The 18,188-nt window shown below is 64.3% G+C and carries 12 protein-coding genes; 2 read left to right on the top strand and 10 right to left on the bottom strand.

All coding sequences use genetic code 11. From position 1 onward, the window contains the following. The first annotated feature begins 248 nt into the window (after window positions 1-248). Window positions 249-1,073, top strand: coding sequence for an ArsR/SmtB family transcription factor (locus VI234_RS17855; RefSeq protein WP_336330781.1), 825 nt, complete (start codon window positions 249-251; stop codon window positions 1,071-1,073). Window positions 1,074-1,096: 23 nt separating this feature from the next. Here the strand turns inward: VI234_RS17855 and VI234_RS17850 are convergent, their stop codons facing one another. Next, window positions 1,097-1,711: a class I SAM-dependent methyltransferase gene (locus tag VI234_RS17850; protein WP_336330780.1), complete on the bottom strand. Its 615-nt coding sequence runs from the start codon at window positions 1,709-1,711 to the stop codon at window positions 1,097-1,099. 274 nt (window positions 1,712-1,985) lie between these two features. On the opposite strand from VI234_RS17850, the gene VI234_RS17845 reads away from it, so the two are divergent. Next, complete coding sequence (locus VI234_RS17845; protein WP_336330779.1) at window positions 1,986-2,738, top strand: MBL fold metallo-hydrolase; 753 nt, start codon at window positions 1,986-1,988, stop codon at window positions 2,736-2,738. Here VI234_RS17845 and VI234_RS17840 read toward each other — a convergent pair. The 9 genes from VI234_RS17840 to VI234_RS17800 all read right to left on the bottom strand — a co-directional run bounded on the left by VI234_RS17840 (window position 2,735) and on the right by VI234_RS17800 (window position 18,084). After that, window positions 2,735-3,892 carry a sensor histidine kinase gene (locus tag VI234_RS17840; protein ID WP_336330778.1) on the bottom strand — a complete coding sequence of 386 codons (1,158 nt, stop codon included), beginning with the start codon at window positions 3,890-3,892 and terminating at the stop codon, window positions 2,735-2,737. The genes VI234_RS17845 and VI234_RS17840 overlap by 4 nt on opposite strands. Before the next feature lie 119 nt (window positions 3,893-4,011). Further along, complete coding sequence (locus VI234_RS17835; RefSeq protein ID WP_004592649.1) at window positions 4,012-5,079, bottom strand: mRNA surveillance protein pelota; 1,068 nt, start codon at window positions 5,077-5,079, stop codon at window positions 4,012-4,014. 76 nt (window positions 5,080-5,155) lie between these two features. Beyond that, complete coding sequence (locus tag VI234_RS17830; RefSeq protein WP_008309068.1) at window positions 5,156-5,854, bottom strand: DUF4013 domain-containing protein; 699 nt, start codon at window positions 5,852-5,854, stop codon at window positions 5,156-5,158. Between the two features lie 149 nt (window positions 5,855-6,003). After that, window positions 6,004-7,035, bottom strand: a complete 1,032-nt coding sequence (locus VI234_RS17825; protein ID WP_336330777.1) for an AIR synthase family protein — start codon at window positions 7,033-7,035, stop codon at window positions 6,004-6,006. A gap of 42 nt (window positions 7,036-7,077) precedes the next feature. After that, window positions 7,078-9,231, bottom strand: a complete 2,154-nt coding sequence (gene rqcH, locus VI234_RS17820; RefSeq protein ID WP_336330776.1) for a ribosome rescue protein RqcH — start codon at window positions 9,229-9,231, stop codon at window positions 7,078-7,080. 36 nt (window positions 9,232-9,267) lie between these two features. Continuing rightward, complete coding sequence (locus VI234_RS17815) at window positions 9,268-10,302, bottom strand: NAD(P)/FAD-dependent oxidoreductase (RefSeq protein WP_336330775.1); 1,035 nt, start codon at window positions 10,300-10,302, stop codon at window positions 9,268-9,270. 89 nt (window positions 10,303-10,391) lie between these two features. After that, complete coding sequence (locus VI234_RS17810) at window positions 10,392-11,897, bottom strand: hypothetical protein (protein WP_336330774.1); 1,506 nt, start codon at window positions 11,895-11,897, stop codon at window positions 10,392-10,394. A 114-nt stretch (window positions 11,898-12,011) separates the two neighbouring features. Next, the gene (locus tag VI234_RS17805) at window positions 12,012-16,049 is read right to left on the bottom strand and encodes a CARDB domain-containing protein (RefSeq protein WP_442905033.1); all 4,038 of its coding nucleotides are present in this window, start codon (window positions 16,047-16,049) and stop codon (window positions 12,012-12,014) included. A gap of 379 nt (window positions 16,050-16,428) precedes the next feature. Next, window positions 16,429-18,084 carry a tRNA uridine(34) 5-carboxymethylaminomethyl modification radical SAM/GNAT enzyme Elp3 gene (locus VI234_RS17800; protein WP_336330772.1) on the bottom strand — a complete coding sequence of 552 codons (1,656 nt, stop codon included), beginning with the start codon at window positions 18,082-18,084 and terminating at the stop codon, window positions 16,429-16,431. Between the last annotated feature and the right edge of the window lie 104 nt (window positions 18,085-18,188).

Below are 18,188 nucleotides of genomic sequence, written 5' to 3'. Positions count from 1 at the left end.
CCACGACTCCTCACCGCCGAAACTCACCGTCCGTCTCACTTCGAGAACTGGCCACGCATCGAAGTCATGGATTCAAGCTCTACTAGAGGGGTTTGTGGGCTTTCGATGTGATCGACTGATACTGCATATCGAACGTCCCGCTGTCACCAGAAGGTGTGTCGTTCGCCTTCGATAGCGGGCTCTGAGACTCAAATGGGCCTGTGAGGTTCCACGAGATTCATTACGCTGGGCGGCAGTGAACGGAATATATGTCGTTGCTGCCCTCCCGCGGTCCCGACACGAGCACCTCACAGGACGGGGAGCTACAGGTCGTCGGGGTCGACGAAGACGTCTCAGATGTCCTCGATGCCCTCTCCTCGGAAACGGCCAGAGAAATCCTCAACACCGTCTACGACGATCCGGGAACACCCTCTGAACTGGCCGACCGGCTCGATATGTCAATCCAGAAGGTATCCTATCACCTGGAGAAGCTGGAAGACGAGGAACTCATCACCGTCGCCGGGGTCCAGTACTCCGAGAAAGGCCAGGAGATGAAGGTGTACGAGCCCCCGGAGGACCCGCTTGTGTTGTTCGTCGGAACGCAGGAGCGCAAGCAGTCGCTCCGGTCGCTCGTCCGCCGCGTCCTGCCTGTCGTCGGTATCCTCACCGCCGCCAGCGTCATGCTGCAACTCCTGCTCGGGCAGTTCCCGATTCAGTTCGGAAGTTCGGGGGCCGGCGATTCGGGAGCCGCCGGTGACGGTGCCCAGGGCGGCGAGGACGCCGAGAGTCTCGAAGCGGCGAACGAGACGGCCGCGACGGCCGAACCCACGCCAGCCCCGACGGAGACAGACGACGGCGGGTTCCAGATAGCCGAGGCGACGGAGACGCCGGAAGCCACGCCGGCTCCGGAAAGCACTCCGGCTCCGGAAGCCGACACCCCGGTCGAGGCGATGACCGAGGAAGCGCGGCAACTGACGACCGACGCCGCGGCCAGTGGTGGCATCGACCTCGAACCCGGCGTGGCCTTCTTCCTCGGTGGGCTGCTGGTCCTGACACTGTACGTCTCGTTCTGGGCGTACAGGAACTACCGCTGAGCCGGTTTAGCGGGCCAGTCGATTCAGTTCGAATCGATCCGTTCGGCGACCAGCACGCCAGCCTGCTCGGTGACCATCTCGACGCCCGTCAGTGCGTAGCCGGCGTCGGTGAAGGCGTCGGCAAGGACGCCGACCGTTGCCGGGTCGTCGACCTCGGGGCTGTAAAACGGCGCGTCGGGGTCGTCGTCGCCGAACAGCATCACGTCCCCGAGGACGATACGTCGCGGCCCCAGGTCGGCGATGGTGTCGATTGCCTCGCGTTTCTCGTCGTCGCCGAGGTGGTGCATCGCGAAGTTCGACGTGACGATGTCCACCGGGCGGTCGACGTTCGGTGCGCGGAAGCGACCGTTGCCGAAGCTCACGTTCTCGACGCCTCGCTCGTCGGCCTTCTCCCGGGCTTTGTCCAACATTCCGTCGCTGATGTCGCGGCCGATAATCTCACGCGCGTCGGGCGCGAGCGCGAACGCAATCGCTCCGGTCCCCGTGCCGAGGTCGAGGACTACGTCGTCGCTTTCGGGGGCCGCGTGCTCGACAACGAAGTCGACACAGGCGCGATACGCCGCCGAATCCTGGTCCTCGTCGTAGGCGTCGGCGTGCTCGGAGAACCGCTCGGCGTGTTCGTCGAGTGATTTCTTCATAGTCGCATCTCGTCGTGCTCGCACAAGTGTCTCCCGCTCCGTTTCGCGGTTTTGTCGCGGCTCGGGTTCGCTTAAAACGCGTTTTGAGCCACAGGTGGGCTTTTGCTATCCCCGTCCAAAGCATGAACTGCGCCGTCGACGGGTGACCTGCCCCCGAGCCGCCCTGACCCCGTCCCCGCCGACGGCCACCGCCCTCACTCCGCTGACGCTCCCTGGTGGTTTTCCCCACTCCCAGACACCAACGCCTTTGTCCGTTCGCTCGCTGTCGTCCGGTATGCGTCTCACGTTTCTCGGTACCGGCAGCGCCATGCCCACCGGCTCTCGAATGCAGTCCGGCTATCTGCTGGAACGCGACGGAAACCGGCTGCTCGTCGACTGTGGCAGTGGCGTGTTGCACTCGCTGGCCCGAACAGACGCGGGCTACGAAGGCGTCGACACCGTCTTGCTGACCCACCACCATCTGGACCACGTTTCCGACCTCGACGTGCTGATGAAGGCCCGCTGGCTGGCCGGCGAAACAGAGCTCACAATCGCGGGGCCACCGGGCACGAGCGACCTGGTTCGGGACCTGCTCGAAACACACGACTATATGCAGGACCGACTGGACCTGACGCTCAGAGATCTCGATAGCGCACCGTTCGAACTGGCTGGCTTCAGCGGCGACACCTGCAAGACGCGCCACTCGATGCAGTGTTTCGCCTACCGGCTCTCCGTCGGGGACGGCCCGGCGATAACGCTCGGCGCGGACTCAGAGGCATTCACCGACCTCGTCGAATTCGCCGACGGCTCGGCAGTGCTCGTCCACGACTGCTCGTTCCCGGACGACGTGGACGTGTCGAACCACCCGACGCCGACGAGGCTCGGCGAGACGCTTCGTGATGCCGACGCCGAGGTCGGACGTGTGTATCTCACCCACCTGTATCCACACACGGAGGGACGACACGAGGAGATGCTGGCGTCGATAGCGGACAGCTACGACGGCGACGTGCAGTTCGCCGAGGACGGTCTGACGATAACAGTCAGCTAGACGCGTTCGAGCGTGACGCGGAACTCGGCCCCGCCCGCGTCGCTTTCGGCCACGCTGACCCTGCCACCGTAGGACTCGGTCAGCGCCCGGACGAACCCGAGACCGAAGCCGGTCCCGGGACTCTCCTGTCCTTTCACGCCCATCTCAAAGATATTCTCGCGCAGGTCTGGCGAGACACCCGACCCATCGTCGGCGAAACAGACGGTAACCTCATCAGGGGTGACCTCCGCCGGTGCCACTCGCATATGGACCTCGTCCTCGTTGTGGACCGCCGCGTTGGACATGATGTTCGTGAACACCGAGTCGAGCAGGTCGCCGCCGTACACCTGATACTCGAACGCTGACGGCTCGAAATCGATAGTCAGTGACCCGTAGTTGGCTCTGACATCCCGGACTGTGTCCCCGAGAACCGTCGCGAGGTCCTGTGGCTCCGGGTTGTCCTGCGCCTCTAGCGTCGAGACGAGGTCGCCGACGCGCTGGATGAGGTCGGCGGCGCTCTCGGCCGCACGCTGTATCTTGCCGGCGTACTCCTCGATCTGGCCGTCGACCTGTCCCGCGACGACATCGGCGAACCCGGCGATGACCTGAAGGTCGTTGCCCAGGTCGTGGCGGAGAAGCCGGTCGTACATCTCGATCATCTCCTTTCGCCGTTCCAGGTCCCGGTGTGCCCGTTCTAGCCGTTCGCGGGAACGGATGTTGGAGATGGCCGTCGCGGCGTGGGTCGCCAGAATTTCCATCGGCCTGACGTACTCGTCCCCGAACTCCTCGACAGTTTGGGACCGAGTGACCAACACCGCTGTCACCTCGTCACCCATTCGGGCCGGGACAGCCAGCGCACCCGTCACGTCCGAGTCGGCCGTGACAGCGGCGTCAGTGCCCTGTTCAACGACCGTCTCGCCAGCCTCCTGCGCCCGTCGAGCCAGGTCACTGGGTGACTCGCCCTGAACGAGATTCGGGTTCGTGCTGTGGACGACCCGGAGGTCGTCGTCACGAACCTCGACGAACGTAGAGTAGGAGAACTCGAACAGCAGCGACATCGCTTCGAGCGTGAGGGAAACGACCTCGTCGACGGACTCACACCGATTGAGCGCCTGCCCGTACTTGTTCAGGTCGGCGACCTGTCTGGCAAAGTCCTGTTGTTCTTCGAACGACATATCACCCACTCCTCGCAGACATTGGAACGACGTAGCAATAGTGAGCGGGGCAAAAAACGGTTTCGGGAGTTTCACCGAGAGAGTGACTGGTAGCAGACATATACCGCAAATCCGCGGTCTCAATCGAGTCGGTACCGAAGTAGCGCGGCGATGCCACCGAGGTTCGAGAGCTGCTGGCCGGGCGCGAACTCCGCGGAGAAGACGGTCACGTCGCCCCCCTTCTGCTCTGTCGTCTCGATGATCTGGTCGACGTCGATGTCCCAGTCGCCCTCGCCGGCCCGCTCCAGTCGGAGCCGCTCGTCGAGCACGAGCAGCGTCTCGATAGCGCCGTAATCGGCCGCCTTGGCGACTTCCTCCGGGCCGTACGCCACTTCCGAGCCGGAGCCGATGCGCTCCATCAGTTCGTCGATGTAGTCGGCTTCCTCGGCGATGCGGGTCTGCTGTTGCACGTCCTCGACAGCGCCGCGTTTGAGCACTTCGTGGACGCCTCGGTCGCCGACAGCAGACGTATCCACGACGGTAATCTGCTCGGCGACGTCCGGAATTTCGTCCTGGAAGTGGTCGAGCGCGTCCTGCTTAGTGAAACCGGGGCCGGCGAGGATGTAGGCGTCCACGTCCTGGCGTTTGAGGACTGACGCCAGTTCGTCGAACAGTTCCTTCCGCGGGCGGGCGTACTCCCCCTTGCCAGTCGTCGAGGTGATGGTCGCCCGCTCCTCGGTGCCGTACTGGGCGACAGTGTGGACGTGGGCCTCACCCTCCTCGACGGTCGCGATTGCCACGTCGGGGTTCTCCGTCGCTTCGACGGCTTCCTCAAGGCGGTCGGCCTGGTCGGGCTTGAGGTGTTTCTCGACGGTGAGTTCGGTGTGTTCCTCGACGTTGAGCGTGTGGTGAAAGCCCAGCTGGTCCTCGCGGGAGCAGTCGACGATTTCGCCGCCGACCCGGAGGCGGTTGGCGAACTTCGCGAACTCCACGTCGGTGACTTCGATCTGAATCCACATCGGCTCGCGCTCGCCGCCCTTGTCCCGGAGGTTGTCGTCGTTGCGCTGGATGCGCCGCGTCGTGTCGCCGGAGACGAGGTCCCCCGGCTCGATGACGTACGAGAGATGCCAGAGGTCGTCCAGCGTCTCGGGGACCACCTCGATGCGCTCTGCCCCTTCGGCGGTGGTCTCCTGACTCTGTATTTGCATACTGAAGCGTCCGCTTCAGGGACACAAGTGTTCTGCCATTCGATTCGCTGGGACAGGAAACCCGTGACCGAACTAATCAGGCGACCGAGCCTGCAGCGGGCGTCGCGGGTTCAGAGGCGATATCCGGCATCTCCCTGACAGCGGTCCCGATAGCGTAGGCCCCGGCCACGTACGCGTAGAACACTACGAAGGGGGTCAGGACGGAACCGACGACGGTGGCGCTCAGGACGCTGACGACGACGCCGGCGAGGAGGCTGATACCGAACGCGACGACCCAGCCAGTAGCGTAGGTGCGGCTGAACAGGAGCGGGCGGAGGTCACTCGGCGAGAACGCCGCAGCGACGCTGTCGGTCCGAACGTAGGCGACGACGGCGGCCGGAACAATGTACACTGCGGCCAGGGAAATCGCGAGCATTCCGAGCGCGGCGACTGTGAGGAGCAATCCCGTGATTACGCCACTGAAGACGGTCTCGCTGGGTCCGAAGGTGGCAACAGTGAGAAACAGTGCTGTCCCTGTGATCACCGTCGGGACCAGCGAGTAAACGAATCCGATAGCGAACGCCTTCAGCCCGTCTATGCCCAGGTCGCCCCATTCGTCGAACTCCGGCGGCGTCGTCTCCCCGTTCATCACGGCCCGGAGTGACCGGACGACGTACCCGAACACGAAGAACAGCGGAACGACGAGGAAACTCAGGAACAGCAACGCACCCCCGATAGCGATGGTTTTCACTGCGCTGTCGCCGTCCCGCGGATACGATATGGCTTCTTGGAACATGATGAGTCTCCGTGACAGTAGCCTGGCTGGCGTGGCCGCTGCCACGTCAGTCACGACGATATGTCACATTGAAGTATAATACGCCTTACAAGCATATATAGCAGTAGGTGTGACGTGCTGTCAGTTCGCGTCGGGAGGGGCTCCGTGTCTCACCGCTGGTCTGTGTCGCCCTCGGCAGCCGCCTGCAGGCGCCCAAAGGCATCCCACGACGGGTCCGCCCCGGGGTGGGATTGTCGGGTGCCGTCGACGTACAGCCCCGAGCCGTCGGTCACCTCGCCGACGACGGCGGCCGGCGTCCCACGGTCACGGAGCGCGGTGACGACGCTATCGGCGTCCGCAGGATCGACGGCAGCCAGAAGCGTCCCGCAACTGCTGACGTGCCAGGGGTCGATATCGAGCGCGTCACAGAGCGCGCCGACGCCTTCGGCGACCGGCATCACCTCGCTATCCACGTCGAATCGTGCCGACGCACCGTCGGCCATTTCGATGAACGCGCCGGTGATGCCGCCCTCGGTGGCGTCGTGCATCGCCGTCACGTTGCCGGCGTTCGCCGCGGCCATCGCGTCCTCGACGAGCGCGGTGTCGGCCAGTCGCTCCTGTGCGATAGCGGTTCGGTCGGGCGACAGCCCGACCTGCTCCGGAAAGAGGGTCGCGAACAGACCCGTGACTTCGGCCCCGGGGCCGGTACCGACGACCAGTTTGTCGCCCGGCCGAGCGCCGTCCGGCCGGACGATGTCGTCGTGGGACCCGACGCCGAGCACCGTCGCACCACCGACCCAGGAGTAGTCGACGCCGGCGTAGCGAGCGGTGTGGCCGGTGACGACGCTCACGCCGACTTCCTCGGCCCGCCCCGCAAAGCCGTGCCACATCGCCGCCAACTCGTCGTCGCTCATCTCTGGCGGGAGGGTGAACGTCACGGAGAGGTGTGACGGCGGGATACCGGAAACGGCGACGTCGGCCAGGACCACGTCGAGCGCGAACCGGCCAGCCCGTTCGAATCCCAGATCGGGGAGCACCGACAGTGGATCGGTGGCCGTGACGAGGGCGTCGCCGCCCACGTCGATGACGCCGAAGTCGACGCCGTGTGTCGGCCCGAGGACCACGTCCTCTCGGTCCGCACCCAGTTCCGGGTAGATGACGGTATCGAACACTTCACGGTCGATTTTCCCGAGGTCACTCATGCGGACAGCCCCCTCCAGCGTAGCGTTTCTCTCCCGGCATCGTCACTCCTCAGTCATTCGGCTGCCGCCGGGCGGCAGGAACTCCTGTATCTGGTCCGGGCTGGCGACCTTGCGGACGAACGTCTCGTCGGCGAAGCGGTCCTTGAACTCCCGGTACAGCCGCTTGGCGATGTCGTTCTGGGCGTACTGGCCCGGTTCGACGGTGATGCTCGTCGCGGCCTGGCCCTCGATGGCCGCCGGTGGGCCGCCGATGACCCGCGTCTCGTCGTCACAGGTGATGCCGACGGCGATGCCGGCCGGCGTGGACTCGAAGTACGTCCGGTCGCCGCGGATGGCGAAGCCGCCCTTCTCCAGATATTCGCCGCTTTCCGGCGTCTTCGACACCTGGTCGGGGTCGACCATGTACACGTCGCCGGCGAACTTCCCGTCTTTCCAGACAGAGGAGTACGAGACAGCGAACTGTGCGGCCTGGTCCAGTGAAGACTGTGGGAAGTCCACCTCTTTGGACGGCTCGCTGGGACCGGTGGCTTTGAGGACCGTGACCGGGCCGCCGTGGGCCTGCGCGTGGAAGAACTTGTCACCGCCCTCCAGATACTTCTGGACGAGTTCCTCGTTGTCGTCGGCGTCCCGTCCGCCGATGACGAGGAAGCCGTCCGAGGTGTGGAACCAGCGGAACTGCTCGTACCAGTGCTCGGTCGAACGGGTGGGAATGGACTGCATCGAGAGCCAGTCGGTCGGTTCGTCCTCGCCCTCGTCCTCGTCGGCGTCGCCTTCGCCGTCGTCGGCCTCCCACTCGTCGCGGCGCTCCTTGACCGCTTCGAGGTCCTCGCGGGTGTTCTCGATGGCGGCGAGCGCGCCCTCCTTTTTCTCCTCGATGCGCTTGGCCTCCTTGTACAGCTCGTCGGCGTTCTTCTCGACGCCGGTGAAGGCGTCGACCGTGACGCGCGTGCCGTCGATGTCAAGGGTCACCGTCCCCTCGCTTCCGTCCAGTGAGACGACCGCTTCGGCGGCTGCGATGCCGCGGTCAGCTCCCTCGTTGAACTTCGCCTCGATGTCGTCCCAGGACACGTCGTCCGCGCGGGCGGCCTGAACCGTCGAAAGCACGTCGTCGACGAGGTCGTAGTTCGCGTACAGCAGTTCGGCCTTCTCCCGTTCGACCTCGGCGTCGGCCTCGAAGTCCTCGATGGCCTGTTCCTGCTGCTGGATGATGCGCCGCTGTTTCTCTATCTCGGCCTCGAAGTCCGGCCGCTGGGTCTCGCCGCCCTCGACTTCCTCCTCCCGCTGGAAATTGAAGAAGTAGTCGTCCAGCGCGGGGTTGAACTCCGTGAAAGACTCGCTATAGAGTTCTTCATACTCTTCCAGCGGGATCGGTGTCACATCGACGCGTCGGCGGTCCGGTTCGTCGTCGGGGTCTGCACTGCCCGCGCCATCACCGTCATCGAGCGCCTCGTAGTACACCCGTGGGTCCACGTCCCCCTCACGTAGGCGCGTCCCCATCTGGTCGATGAGCTCGTACAGCCGCTCGAAATCAGACTCGTCGAGTTCGTCGACGGCGACGTTGTAATCGATGCCGGCGCGGGTACACAGCTCCTCGCCGTAGAGGCCGCCGAAGTTCAGTTGCGTCGCCAGCGTCCGGACGAGGTCGGCATCGGATTCCTTGATTCGAGCGACGAACCCGTCGTAATCGACGGTCATCGGATTGAACCGCGCCGAGGGGAACTCGTAGGGCGTCCCCGGCGCGACGGTGCGTGATTTGAGCCTGACCGTCTCCAGACAGTCGATGACCTCGCCGTGTTCGTCCAGCACGGCGACGTTGCCGTCGCCGAACAGCTCCGCGACGATGGTGGTCGAGGCGTCCTCGCGGTCGAACTCCAGTTCGATGATGCGGTCGAACTCGAACTGCTCGACGCGGACGAGGTCGGCCCCCGACAGCCGGTTCCGGAGCATCATCGCGAAGTCCGGCGGACGGCCCGGTGCGTCGGGGACGTGTGCCGGATCGGCGGCGTGGGCGCGCTTGACGTCGCCGACCTCGATGAGGAACTCGACGCGGCCGCGGTCGAAGTCCCGGAGCTTCAGTCTGACGAGGTCGTCCTCGGGGTAGAGGTACGCCTTGTCGAGCTTCGCGCCCTCGTAGCCGGCGAGTTCGCCCTCCAGGGCGGCGAGGTCGACGCTCGTCAGTTCCCGCTTGTGGTCCATGTCGGTGGCTGTCGGCGGGCACCCAAAGGCGTTCCGTTAGCCGCCGTCGGCGATTGCCTCGCCCGTCTCCAGTCCGTTCCGTAGCGCCGCGTGGAGCCGCCCCTCGCCGGCCACCCAGTCGCCGGCGAAGTGCAGGTCGTGCTCGGCCGCACACGCCAGCAGGTCGTGGTCGACCTCGCCCTCGGGCTGGGAGTAGCGCCAGTGCTGATGGTCGGTCCAGTCCGGGTCGGCCAAGCGGTCGTCGTCCAGCAGTCGAGCCGTCCGCGTCGCGATGTCGTCGACGAGCGTGTCCGGGTGTTCGTCGTAGTTCGCAATCGACCACGGCTCGTTCATCTGGACCAGCAGCAGGGAGTCGCTGTCGGGGACGTGGCCGTCCTTGCACTCCTCGCGGCCGATCCAGCCGATGTCGTGGTCCTTGTCGCCGTTGACCGCGGCGTACCACGGCACGTCGAGTTCGAAGGGGTAGTGCAACACTCCGGCGATGACCGTTCGATAGGGGACTGAAGCGATCTCCTGCCGAAGTTCGCGGCAGTCGTCGTGGTCCCAGCGCGACTGGCCCAGCAGGTCGGCCGTCTGCGGGGCCGGCGGTGTCAGCAGCGCGGCGTCGAAGTGCCCCAGATCCGCTCCGTCGTCGTCCTCGAGCCGCCAGCCGTCGCGCTGGCGCTCCAGGCGCTCGACCCGGACGCCGTTCTCTACCTCGGCGTCGGTCTCGCCGAACAGCCGCTTTGCGAGCTGTGTGATGCCTGCCTCGTACGTCCATTTGTGTTCGTCAGCGTCCCGTCCGGCGTCGATTTCCCCGGTCCTGTCGAACGCGTACACCGGTTCCTCGATATCGACGAGTCCCTCGGTCGGGAGCGACTCCGTGACCAGTTCCGTCACGCGGCCGTCGTCCGCCTTGAGATAGTTCGCCCCGTACTCGTACGTGCAGTCGCCGTGTCGCCGGGTCGCAGCGCGCCCGCAGACGCCGCGGCTCTTCTCGAACACTGTTACGTCGACGTCCGCATCACGGAGTGCGTACGTTGCCGCCGCGCCGGCACCACCGGCACCAACGACTGCGAGGTTACGAGCCATACTGACCAGTCGGGCGGTACGAGTAAAAATCCACCACACAAGCAGTTCGGACCGCCCGCCAGTGGTCCGATTCAATGGTCCCGCTGCCGTCAGAAGCCCCGACGCGTCCAGCCGACGACGGCGAGTATCGCGACACCGACGCCCGCTTGTGGGAGAGTGAACCCGGGGCCCTGTGCCGCGGTCGTTGCCCTGTCGTCGCTGTCAGTGGCCGGAACGGATTGGTTTTCGACTGTGAGCGGACCCGCCGTCTCGCCGTTGACCCGGACGGTTCCGTTGACCGCCTCGAACTCTGTCTCGACGACCGTCTCTTCCTCGGGATCGAGCGCCACTTCGTCCGTCGTCACCGGTTCGCCGTCGACCGTCACCGTCAGTGTCTCGTTGACTGGCCGCGGACGGGCGTTCTTTACTGTCGTTCGCACGGTCGTATTGAACCCGGCCCGAACCCAGTCAGCCGACAGTGAGGCCTCCCTGATCCGCAAATCGGCGTTCCCCTGTCCTTCGGGAGTGGGTTCCCCATCGGTACCCACTTCGGTCCCGAATCCGGCGGTTTCGTTCCCGTCGCCGGCCGTGTTGCCAGCGGGCGCGCCCCCGCCTGCTGTTCCGTTCCGCGCGGTTGCGTTCGCCCCATCGGTCGCCGTCCCGTTGTTATCGCCATCCGTCCCCGTGATCTCGTCATAGATTCCACCGTCAGACCGGGAGTCATCGTCGTTGTCCGAGCCGTCAGAGTCCTCGGAGCCGCTATTGTCGGAGTCGCCTGAGTCGTTCGAACCGTCTCCACTGGAGTCGGTATCGTCGTCGGAGTTGCCACCTGAGTCGTCAGTGTCGGCAGCGCCGACATCGCTATCCGCCTCAGTTTCCTCCTGTGTACCGTTCTCAGTTCTTTCACTGTCCGTCGGTGCCTCGGTCTCCTCACGGTCAGTGGGTTCCTCGGTCTCTTCACTGTCCGTTGGTTTCTCAGTCTCTCCACCGTCCGTCGGTTCTTCGGTCTCCTCACTGTCCGTTGGTTCTTCAGTCTCTTCAGCGTCTGTCGGTTCTTCAGTCTCCTCACGGTCGGTGGGTTCCTCGGTCTCCTCACTGTCAGTCGGTTCTTCAGTCTGGGTCTGTGTCTCGGCCTGTTCTCTATCTGTGGGGTCCTCGGTTTGCGTCGGCTCTTCCGTTTCTTCGTTTTCGGTCGATTCCTCCGTCTGGTCGCTCTCAGTCGGTGTCTCCGGGCTCTCCGTGGGTTCCTCCGTCTGGTCGCTCTCAGTCGGTGTCTCCGGGCTCTCCGTGGGTTCCTCCGTCTGGTCGCTCTCAGTCGGGTCTTCGGTTTCTTCGGAGTCTGTCTGCGGCTGTTCCGTCGGCGTCTGTTGGGCCTCCGCAGTCTGCTCGCCGTCGGTCGGTGTGTCCGTCTCGTTCGCCTGAAAGAGTAGTCTCTCAGAGTCGGATTCGATAATAGATTCGACGGCGGCTCCGGGTGTGCTCACTGCGGCGTCCGATACACCGTTCTGGGGGCCGGCGCCGGAGGCACCCACGCTGCCGACAGCGAATACGGACGCGAGCGCAGCGGTGCCGAACACGATAGTGACAGCAGCAAAGAGTTTTTTGACCTCGCTCATACAGGGAGGTACGCGAGTAAAGGATTAGTTACCCAGCAGCCAAACCATCGGTAAGGTCGACCTTCATACACAGAACCGGTAGTGAGGCCGGAAAATCCGTCGTCCGTACGACCTCTACACTCTACGATGGACTCGGACGAGACCGCCGATTAACGCCAGCACAAGTGCGACCAGCTGAACGGTGAATCCTGGCCCGGAGGCCGAGACCGTCTCGGAGGCTGGCTCCGCACCGCCGCCGCTTTCACCAGTCTCGTCAGTCCCGGACCCGCCTGTACTCGGGGCCGAATTCGAGCCAACGCGGAGGTCACCGGCACTGACGCCGTTGACCGCGACTGCACCGTCGACAGCCTCGAACTCCATCGTCACGGTAGTTTGTTCGCCGGCGTCGAGTCGAATGGTCCGAGAAGCGACCGAATCGCCGTCGACAGTGACCGTCAGCGTCTGTTCGACGGTTTCGTCGGTCGGGTTCTCGACGGTCGCTCGCGCCGATGTGTTGAAGCCGGCCCGGACCCAGTCAGCCATCAGGGATGCATCGGCAACAGTGAGTTCTGCGGGCGTCGGCGTCGATGCATTCGTATTCGACGGGCTGGCTGTCGTCGTCGGGATGGACGTATTAGCGACCGGGGAGACGACAGCGATAGTCGAGATATTTGATGATGTCGCCCGAATGGACCTGTTCGTCGCGTTGGCGGTACTGGGTAGCTGACTCCAGGACCCGTTGTGGTACTGGAACACTCGGACGGCGTCCATCGATCCGTTGGTCGGCAGCGCCGATTCGTTGAGCCGTAGGGTGTACCTCGCCCGACTGATGGCAGACGCATTTGCGCCGGAAGTGACGGTCACGTACCCGTGCACACCGTCTGCCTGAACTTCGGTCCTGTCGTTCGGCGTGGCCTGCGGGCCGAGCATCGTCACGTTGAATCCATCACTGTCGTTGGTCACGTCGAGCGAGAGTGCAGAGAGGGTGAACGCCGGCGCGGTCTCGGACGGCCCGGAGCGGTTCAGCGACTGGGTGACCGTCGAGTTCGCGGCGTCGGCAGTCACTCGGACAGTGACTCCGTTGTCGATCTGGGACTGCGAGATCGCAGGAGCCTCTGCGCCGCCGCCGTCGTCGGTCTCGTCCGACTCGTCGTCGAGATCGAAGCCGCCACCTCCACCGCCTCCGCCGCCTCCACCGCCTCCGCCGCCTCCGCCACCGCCGTCACTACTGCTTTCGGCTTCGACGGCAAGCGTTTCGGTGGCGGCGTTGCCAATAGCGAGCGAGCGGTTGCCCTCGTTGTCGAAGGAGATACTGAAGGAGACAGTTACTGTTTCACCGCCGACAATCGGGCCGATGGTTCTGGACTTGAGCGTCTGGTTGGTCTCTGTGAGCGCCGCGGTGTAGTTCCCACTCTCTGTCCCGACGTTTGCGACAGTCGCTGACACGTCCACTGACTCGCCGGTTTCGGTGGACGAATTACTCAGTTGTGCGTCGCGAACCTCGAACGTCGCGGGTTGGGTCACTGAGATGTTTCCGCCGGAGTCACCGTTGACCGCCACGTCGTACTCCCCGCCGCTCTCGAAGACGTAGACGAAGGAGACCTCGGTCTGTTGCCCGCCCGAGAGCGTGACGTTCGTCGTGTCCACGATGTCGTCGTTGGTCTGGAGGCGCACCGGGGAGGTCCCTGTCTCGTCGCCGTTGTTGACAACGGTGGCAGTCACCTCAATCGGTTCGCCTGTCCGAGCGCTCGTCCGGTTCAGGTCGACGGCAGCCGTGTCGAATGCCGCCGGCTCCTTGACCGTGACAGTGCCAGCCCGCTGGCCGTTGATGTCGACTACGTAGTTCCCGCTGTCGTTGAAGACGTGGTTATACGTTATTTCCGTCGCCTCGCCGCCCTCAAGCGTTACTTCTCGGCTCTCCACAACAGATCCTGCGACGGCGAATTCGCCGGTGACAGTCCCCGCTTGGCCACCGGTGTTCGTGAGGGTCGCGCTAAGCTCGACAGACCCCCCCTGGGTCACAGACTCGCTACTGACCGCCGCGTTGCTGACCTCGAACGTCGCCGGTTCCGTAACCGTCACACTGGCTCCGAACTGGTTGTCGACGGCGATGTCCCGCGTCCCCGCATCGCTGAACGACTGGGCGAACGTGACGGTCGCTTCCTCGCCGCCGTCGAGTGTCACCGACTGCGTGTCTATCGTATTGCCGTCCGCCTGCAGCCGTACGTCGGCCGTCCCGGTCTGGTCGCCTTCGTTCCGGACTGCCGCGGTGACGGCTATCGGCTCCCCGGTGACGACGTCCGTTCGGTTCAGGTCGACGCTAGTGGTTTCGAACGTCGCCGCCTCAGAGACCCGGACCGTCCCGACCCGCTCGCCGGCGAGGTCGATAGGGTACGTGCCGACGGCGGTGAACGGCTCCGTGAACGAAACGGTCGTCGATTCTCCGGGCCCCAGTTGCAGTTCAGTGGTGTTCGCCCGCTCGTCAGCGACCGTAAGCGGAACCTCGTAGGTACCGGCCTGGTCGCCGGTGTTCGTGACCGTCGCGGTGACCGCGACGCTCTCGCCCTCGCCCACCCTCGTCGTGTTCAGCGCCCTTTCGGAGACCTCGAACGTCGCTGGCTGCTCGACCGTGACGGTCTGAGTCTCGCTACCGACCGTGAACTGGTACGTGCCGGGCTCCTCGAACGTGTGCACGTACGTGTCCGTATCGGATGCATCGGGTTCCAGATCGAACGAGACGGCGTCGACGGCTTCGTTCTCCGTTTCGATCCAGAACTCCTGCTTCGCGGTCACGGTCCCGTCGTTTCTGGCCGTCACCGTCAGTTCTGCCGTTCCGCCCCGAGTGACCGTTGTTCTGTTCCACCTCGCGTCGGTGACCTGAATATCGGGCTGGCCGACAGTCAGGGTGCCGGCGGTGACGCCGTCGACCGTGACCTCGTGGTCGCCCTCGTCAACAGCTCCTTCGAGTCGATAGAGGAGCGTCTCGTTGACTGTCTCATCGGCCGGGACTGTTACCGACTCCTGGCCAACCTGCGTGCCGCCAACTTCGATAGGTAGCGTAATCGTTCCGGTCTGTCCGCCAGTGTTCTCCACCGTCACCCACAGCTCCGGCTCGCGGGTCCCGATGCCACCCGTGTCCGTGTCAGTATTGACCTGGGTGTCGATGAGCCCGGCGTCCTGAATCTGGAGCGAGCCCTCGTCCGCAACGTCGACGGTCCCGACCGATTCGCCGTTTATAGTCAGGTCGTAAGTACCCTCGCTGTCGAAGCTCGGTGAGAACTCCAGCGTCTCCGTATCGCCGTTCTCGATTTCGACGGTCCGGGTGGCGATTTCGGAGCCGTCAGTCTGCAGAACGACGTCCTCTGTCGCCGACCCGTCCCCGCCTCTGGGGTTTTGCATCCGGACCGTCAGGTCGACGGGCTCGCCGGTGACTGTCGAGTCGTCGCTTAGCTGCGAGTACTCGACGGTGAACTGCTTGGATTCCTCGATGGTGATGGTCGGGTTCGAGCCGGAACCGTCCCGCAGTTCGTACGCCCCGGCAGGCAGCTCGTCGAGGCTCCCGGTGTCCAGCGTCCACGAGGTCGTCTCCGTGTCGCCGCCACCGACCTCGACGGCGAGTTCGTTGACCATCCGGGACGCTCCGGTGTCCGTGTTCTCAAGCTTCGGGATGATCGTCAGTTCGCCGGTTTGCCCGCCAGTGTTTTCGAGCGTATGAGTTACCTCGATGGTTTCGCCTCGCGTGACAGTAGCCCGGTCGACTGTCGTCTCGGTGACCGTGATGTTCGGCGGCTCGACGACGGTTACCGTTCCGGCCGGGACTCCATCGACGGCGAGGTCGTACTCGCCGGTGTCATCGAGGGTGACGGGAACAGTCTCCGTCGTCTGCTGGTCGCCGCCGACCGCGACGTCGACCTTCGCAACTCGCTCGCCGTTTGCCGTGACGGCCACCTGTTTCGTCCCATCGCTGTCTCCGGTGTTCTCAGCCGTGACCTCCACCTGGAACTCCATCCCGGAGACGACCGAGAACGGCGCACTGGTCGTACCGGAACTGTTGGTCTTTGTCGCCGAGGCGTCGGTCACCTCGATAGCCGCTGTCTCGTGATTGGACGCGGCTGCGACACCCGGCCCGAACACCGGGGCCGTCGACACCGCAACCACAGCCAGTAGCGTCATCGCTGATAGCCACAGGCCCGTAATCTTACCCATGGCTGGGCCGATGATAGTATGCTAATTAGTTAGCGGGAGCGAATCGCAAAGTAAGGTACTCTTATCACGTATCTCGCCCGCTACCGCCGGTTCTACTCTGATAAGGGCCGACCCCCGGCATTACAGGTACAGGTCTGTTCGGCGCACCCAGCCCACTCGGCCGGTGTGTCGATATACATATAGTACCTCAAACGGCGGCCGTTCTTTCGGTCAGCACCTGTCACTTGTCGCGCGATGAAAGCATCTCTCGCTGGCGGGACCCACAACAGTGCGGCTGTAATCTATCGATGAGACGCTCAGGGACACACCTGAGGCCGGTAAGGATTAGACTGCAGCTGTGAGGCTATCAGAGACGCTTGCTCACGTACGGCCCGTCCTGCTTGTACCCCAGCTTCTCCCGGTAGTACTGCCGGACGCCGATACCGGAGATGACGGCCAGTTTCGGGTAGCCGGCGTCCCGGGCCAGTGTTTCCGCTTTTTCCAGCAGTTTCTTGCCGTAGCCTTTGTGCTGGTGGTCCTCGTCGTCACCCTGCTGTCCGACGCCGACGGCGTTGCCGTAGACGTGGAGTTCGCGCACGATTGCGGTGTCCTGTAGCTCCCGGCGCACCGGGTCGTTGGGGAATCGGAGCCGACAGAAGCCGACGAGGACGTCGTTCTCGAAGTCCTCGAAGGAGATGAAGTGTTCCGTGCCGCCACAGGCCTCGTAGGTCATCACGTCGAGTTCGATGTTCTCGGCGGCATCGTCGCTGTGGCCGGCCTCCCGACAGCGGATACAGTCACACGTCCAGTCGTGCTCTTCCATCCGCTGCCAGGCGAGCTGGCGGAGGTTCGACTTCCAGACGCCGCCCTCGATGAAGTCCGCCGGGATGTCTCGCTGGACGCGCTGGAGGCGGGTGTAGCGGGGAATCATGTCCTTGATTTCGGCGACCAGCTCGGCGGCCTCGTCGTTGTCTAACGGGTCGAACTCGTCTTTGCGCCACCAGTCGTAGGTGACGGTCCCCTCGACGATCAGCGTCGGATAGATTTTGAGGTAGTCGGGCCGCCAGTCCGTCTGGTCGAAGATGCGCCGGAAGTCCTCCAGACACATCTCCCTGGACATCCCGGGCTGGCCCGGCATCATGTGGAAGCCGACTTTGAATCCCGAATCGCGGAGTCGGCGGTTGGCGTCGATAGAGGCCTGGACGCCGTGGCCGCGGTGCATCTCGCGGTTGATCCGCTCGAAGGTCGTCTGGACGCCGACCTCGACTTTCGTCGCGCCGAGGTCGAGCATCCGGTCGATCTGTTCCGGATCACACCAGTCCGGCTTCGTCTCGAACGTCGTGGCGACGTTGCGGACGTCAGCGGTCTCGTTTTCCGCGATGACGTCCTCCAGATAGCGGAACTCGTAGTCGTCCTCGGCGAAGCTCACGTCCTCCGCGGGCGTCGGTTCTCCGTCCACGTCGAAGTCGTTCATCGCCTCCAGTGCTCGCTTGACGAACCACTCCTGATAGTCGTGGCTCCGGGCCGTCATCGTCCCGCCCATCACGATGAGTTCGGCCTTGTCGACGGGATGACCGATCTCCCGCAGTTGGTTGAGCCGGAGGGTGACCTGACCGTACGGATCGTAGTCGTTCTGTTCGCCGCGTGCGGCCGCTGGCTCGTGGCCGGTGTAGGACTGCGCGGAAGAAAACTCCGAGTCGGGACCGCCGGGACAGTACAGGCACTTCCCGTGGGGACACCGCTCGGGTGAGGTCATGATAGCGATGGGGGAGACACCCGAGGCAGTCCGAACGGGCTTGCGCTGGAGGACCTCCTCCAGCACCTCGCGGTGCTCCTGTGGCGCGTAGTCGAGCAGTTCGGAGTTTTTCGGCACTTTCGGCGCGGAGTACTCCCGACAGACGTCGATCTTGGCCGATTCGACGTCGTCGCGCTCGACCTCGCCTGCGAGAATCCGGTCGACCAGCTCCGCACACACCTGCTGGAAGGTCTCTGTCTCGTCTGGGTCCGGCGTCTCCGTGCTCATCGGCGTTGTGCGAAATCGGCGTCTCGGCCGAATAAGCGTGTCGCTCGGGTATCGTCAGCGACCGGGGTGGCCGTGGGGTTCATTGTGCTGTCGTACCAAAGGTG

This window comes from Haloarcula sp. CGMCC 1.2071 (assembly GCF_037078445.1).
In the GTDB taxonomy this organism is placed as follows: Archaea; Halobacteriota; Halobacteria; order Halobacteriales; family Haloarculaceae; genus Haloarcula; species Haloarcula amylolytica.
Note: the sequence above shows the minus strand (reverse complement) of the source record. Positions and strands in the feature narration are given on the sequence as shown.

What these genes read in the sequence shown, in the direction of transcription:
- VI234_RS17855 (WP_336330781.1), top strand. Translation starts at nt 249, where the DNA reads ATGTCGTTGCTGCCCTCCCGCGGTCCCGACACGAGCACCTCACAGGAC.
- VI234_RS17850 (WP_336330780.1), bottom strand. Translation starts at nt 1,711, where the DNA reads ATGAAGAAATCACTCGACGAACACGCCGAGCGGTTCTCCGAGCACGCC.
- VI234_RS17845 (WP_336330779.1), top strand. Translation starts at nt 1,986, where the DNA reads ATGCGTCTCACGTTTCTCGGTACCGGCAGCGCCATGCCCACCGGCTCT.
- VI234_RS17840 (WP_336330778.1), bottom strand. Translation starts at nt 3,892, where the DNA reads ATGTCGTTCGAAGAACAACAGGACTTTGCCAGACAGGTCGCCGACCTG.
- VI234_RS17835 (WP_004592649.1), bottom strand. Translation starts at nt 5,079, where the DNA reads ATGCAAATACAGAGTCAGGAGACCACCGCCGAAGGGGCAGAGCGCATC.
- VI234_RS17830 (WP_008309068.1), bottom strand. Translation starts at nt 5,854, where the DNA reads ATGTTCCAAGAAGCCATATCGTATCCGCGGGACGGCGACAGCGCAGTG.
- VI234_RS17825 (WP_336330777.1), bottom strand. Translation starts at nt 7,035, where the DNA reads ATGAGTGACCTCGGGAAAATCGACCGTGAAGTGTTCGATACCGTCATC.
- rqcH (WP_336330776.1), bottom strand. Translation starts at nt 9,231, where the DNA reads ATGGACCACAAGCGGGAACTGACGAGCGTCGACCTCGCCGCCCTGGAG.
- VI234_RS17815 (WP_336330775.1), bottom strand. Translation starts at nt 10,302, where the DNA reads ATGGCTCGTAACCTCGCAGTCGTTGGTGCCGGTGGTGCCGGCGCGGCG.
- VI234_RS17810 (WP_336330774.1), bottom strand. Translation starts at nt 11,897, where the DNA reads ATGAGCGAGGTCAAAAAACTCTTTGCTGCTGTCACTATCGTGTTCGGC.
- VI234_RS17805 (WP_442905033.1), bottom strand. Translation starts at nt 16,049, where the DNA reads ATGACGCTACTGGCTGTGGTTGCGGTGTCGACGGCCCCGGTGTTCGGG.
- VI234_RS17800 (WP_336330772.1), bottom strand. Translation starts at nt 18,084, where the DNA reads ATGAGCACGGAGACGCCGGACCCAGACGAGACAGAGACCTTCCAGCAG.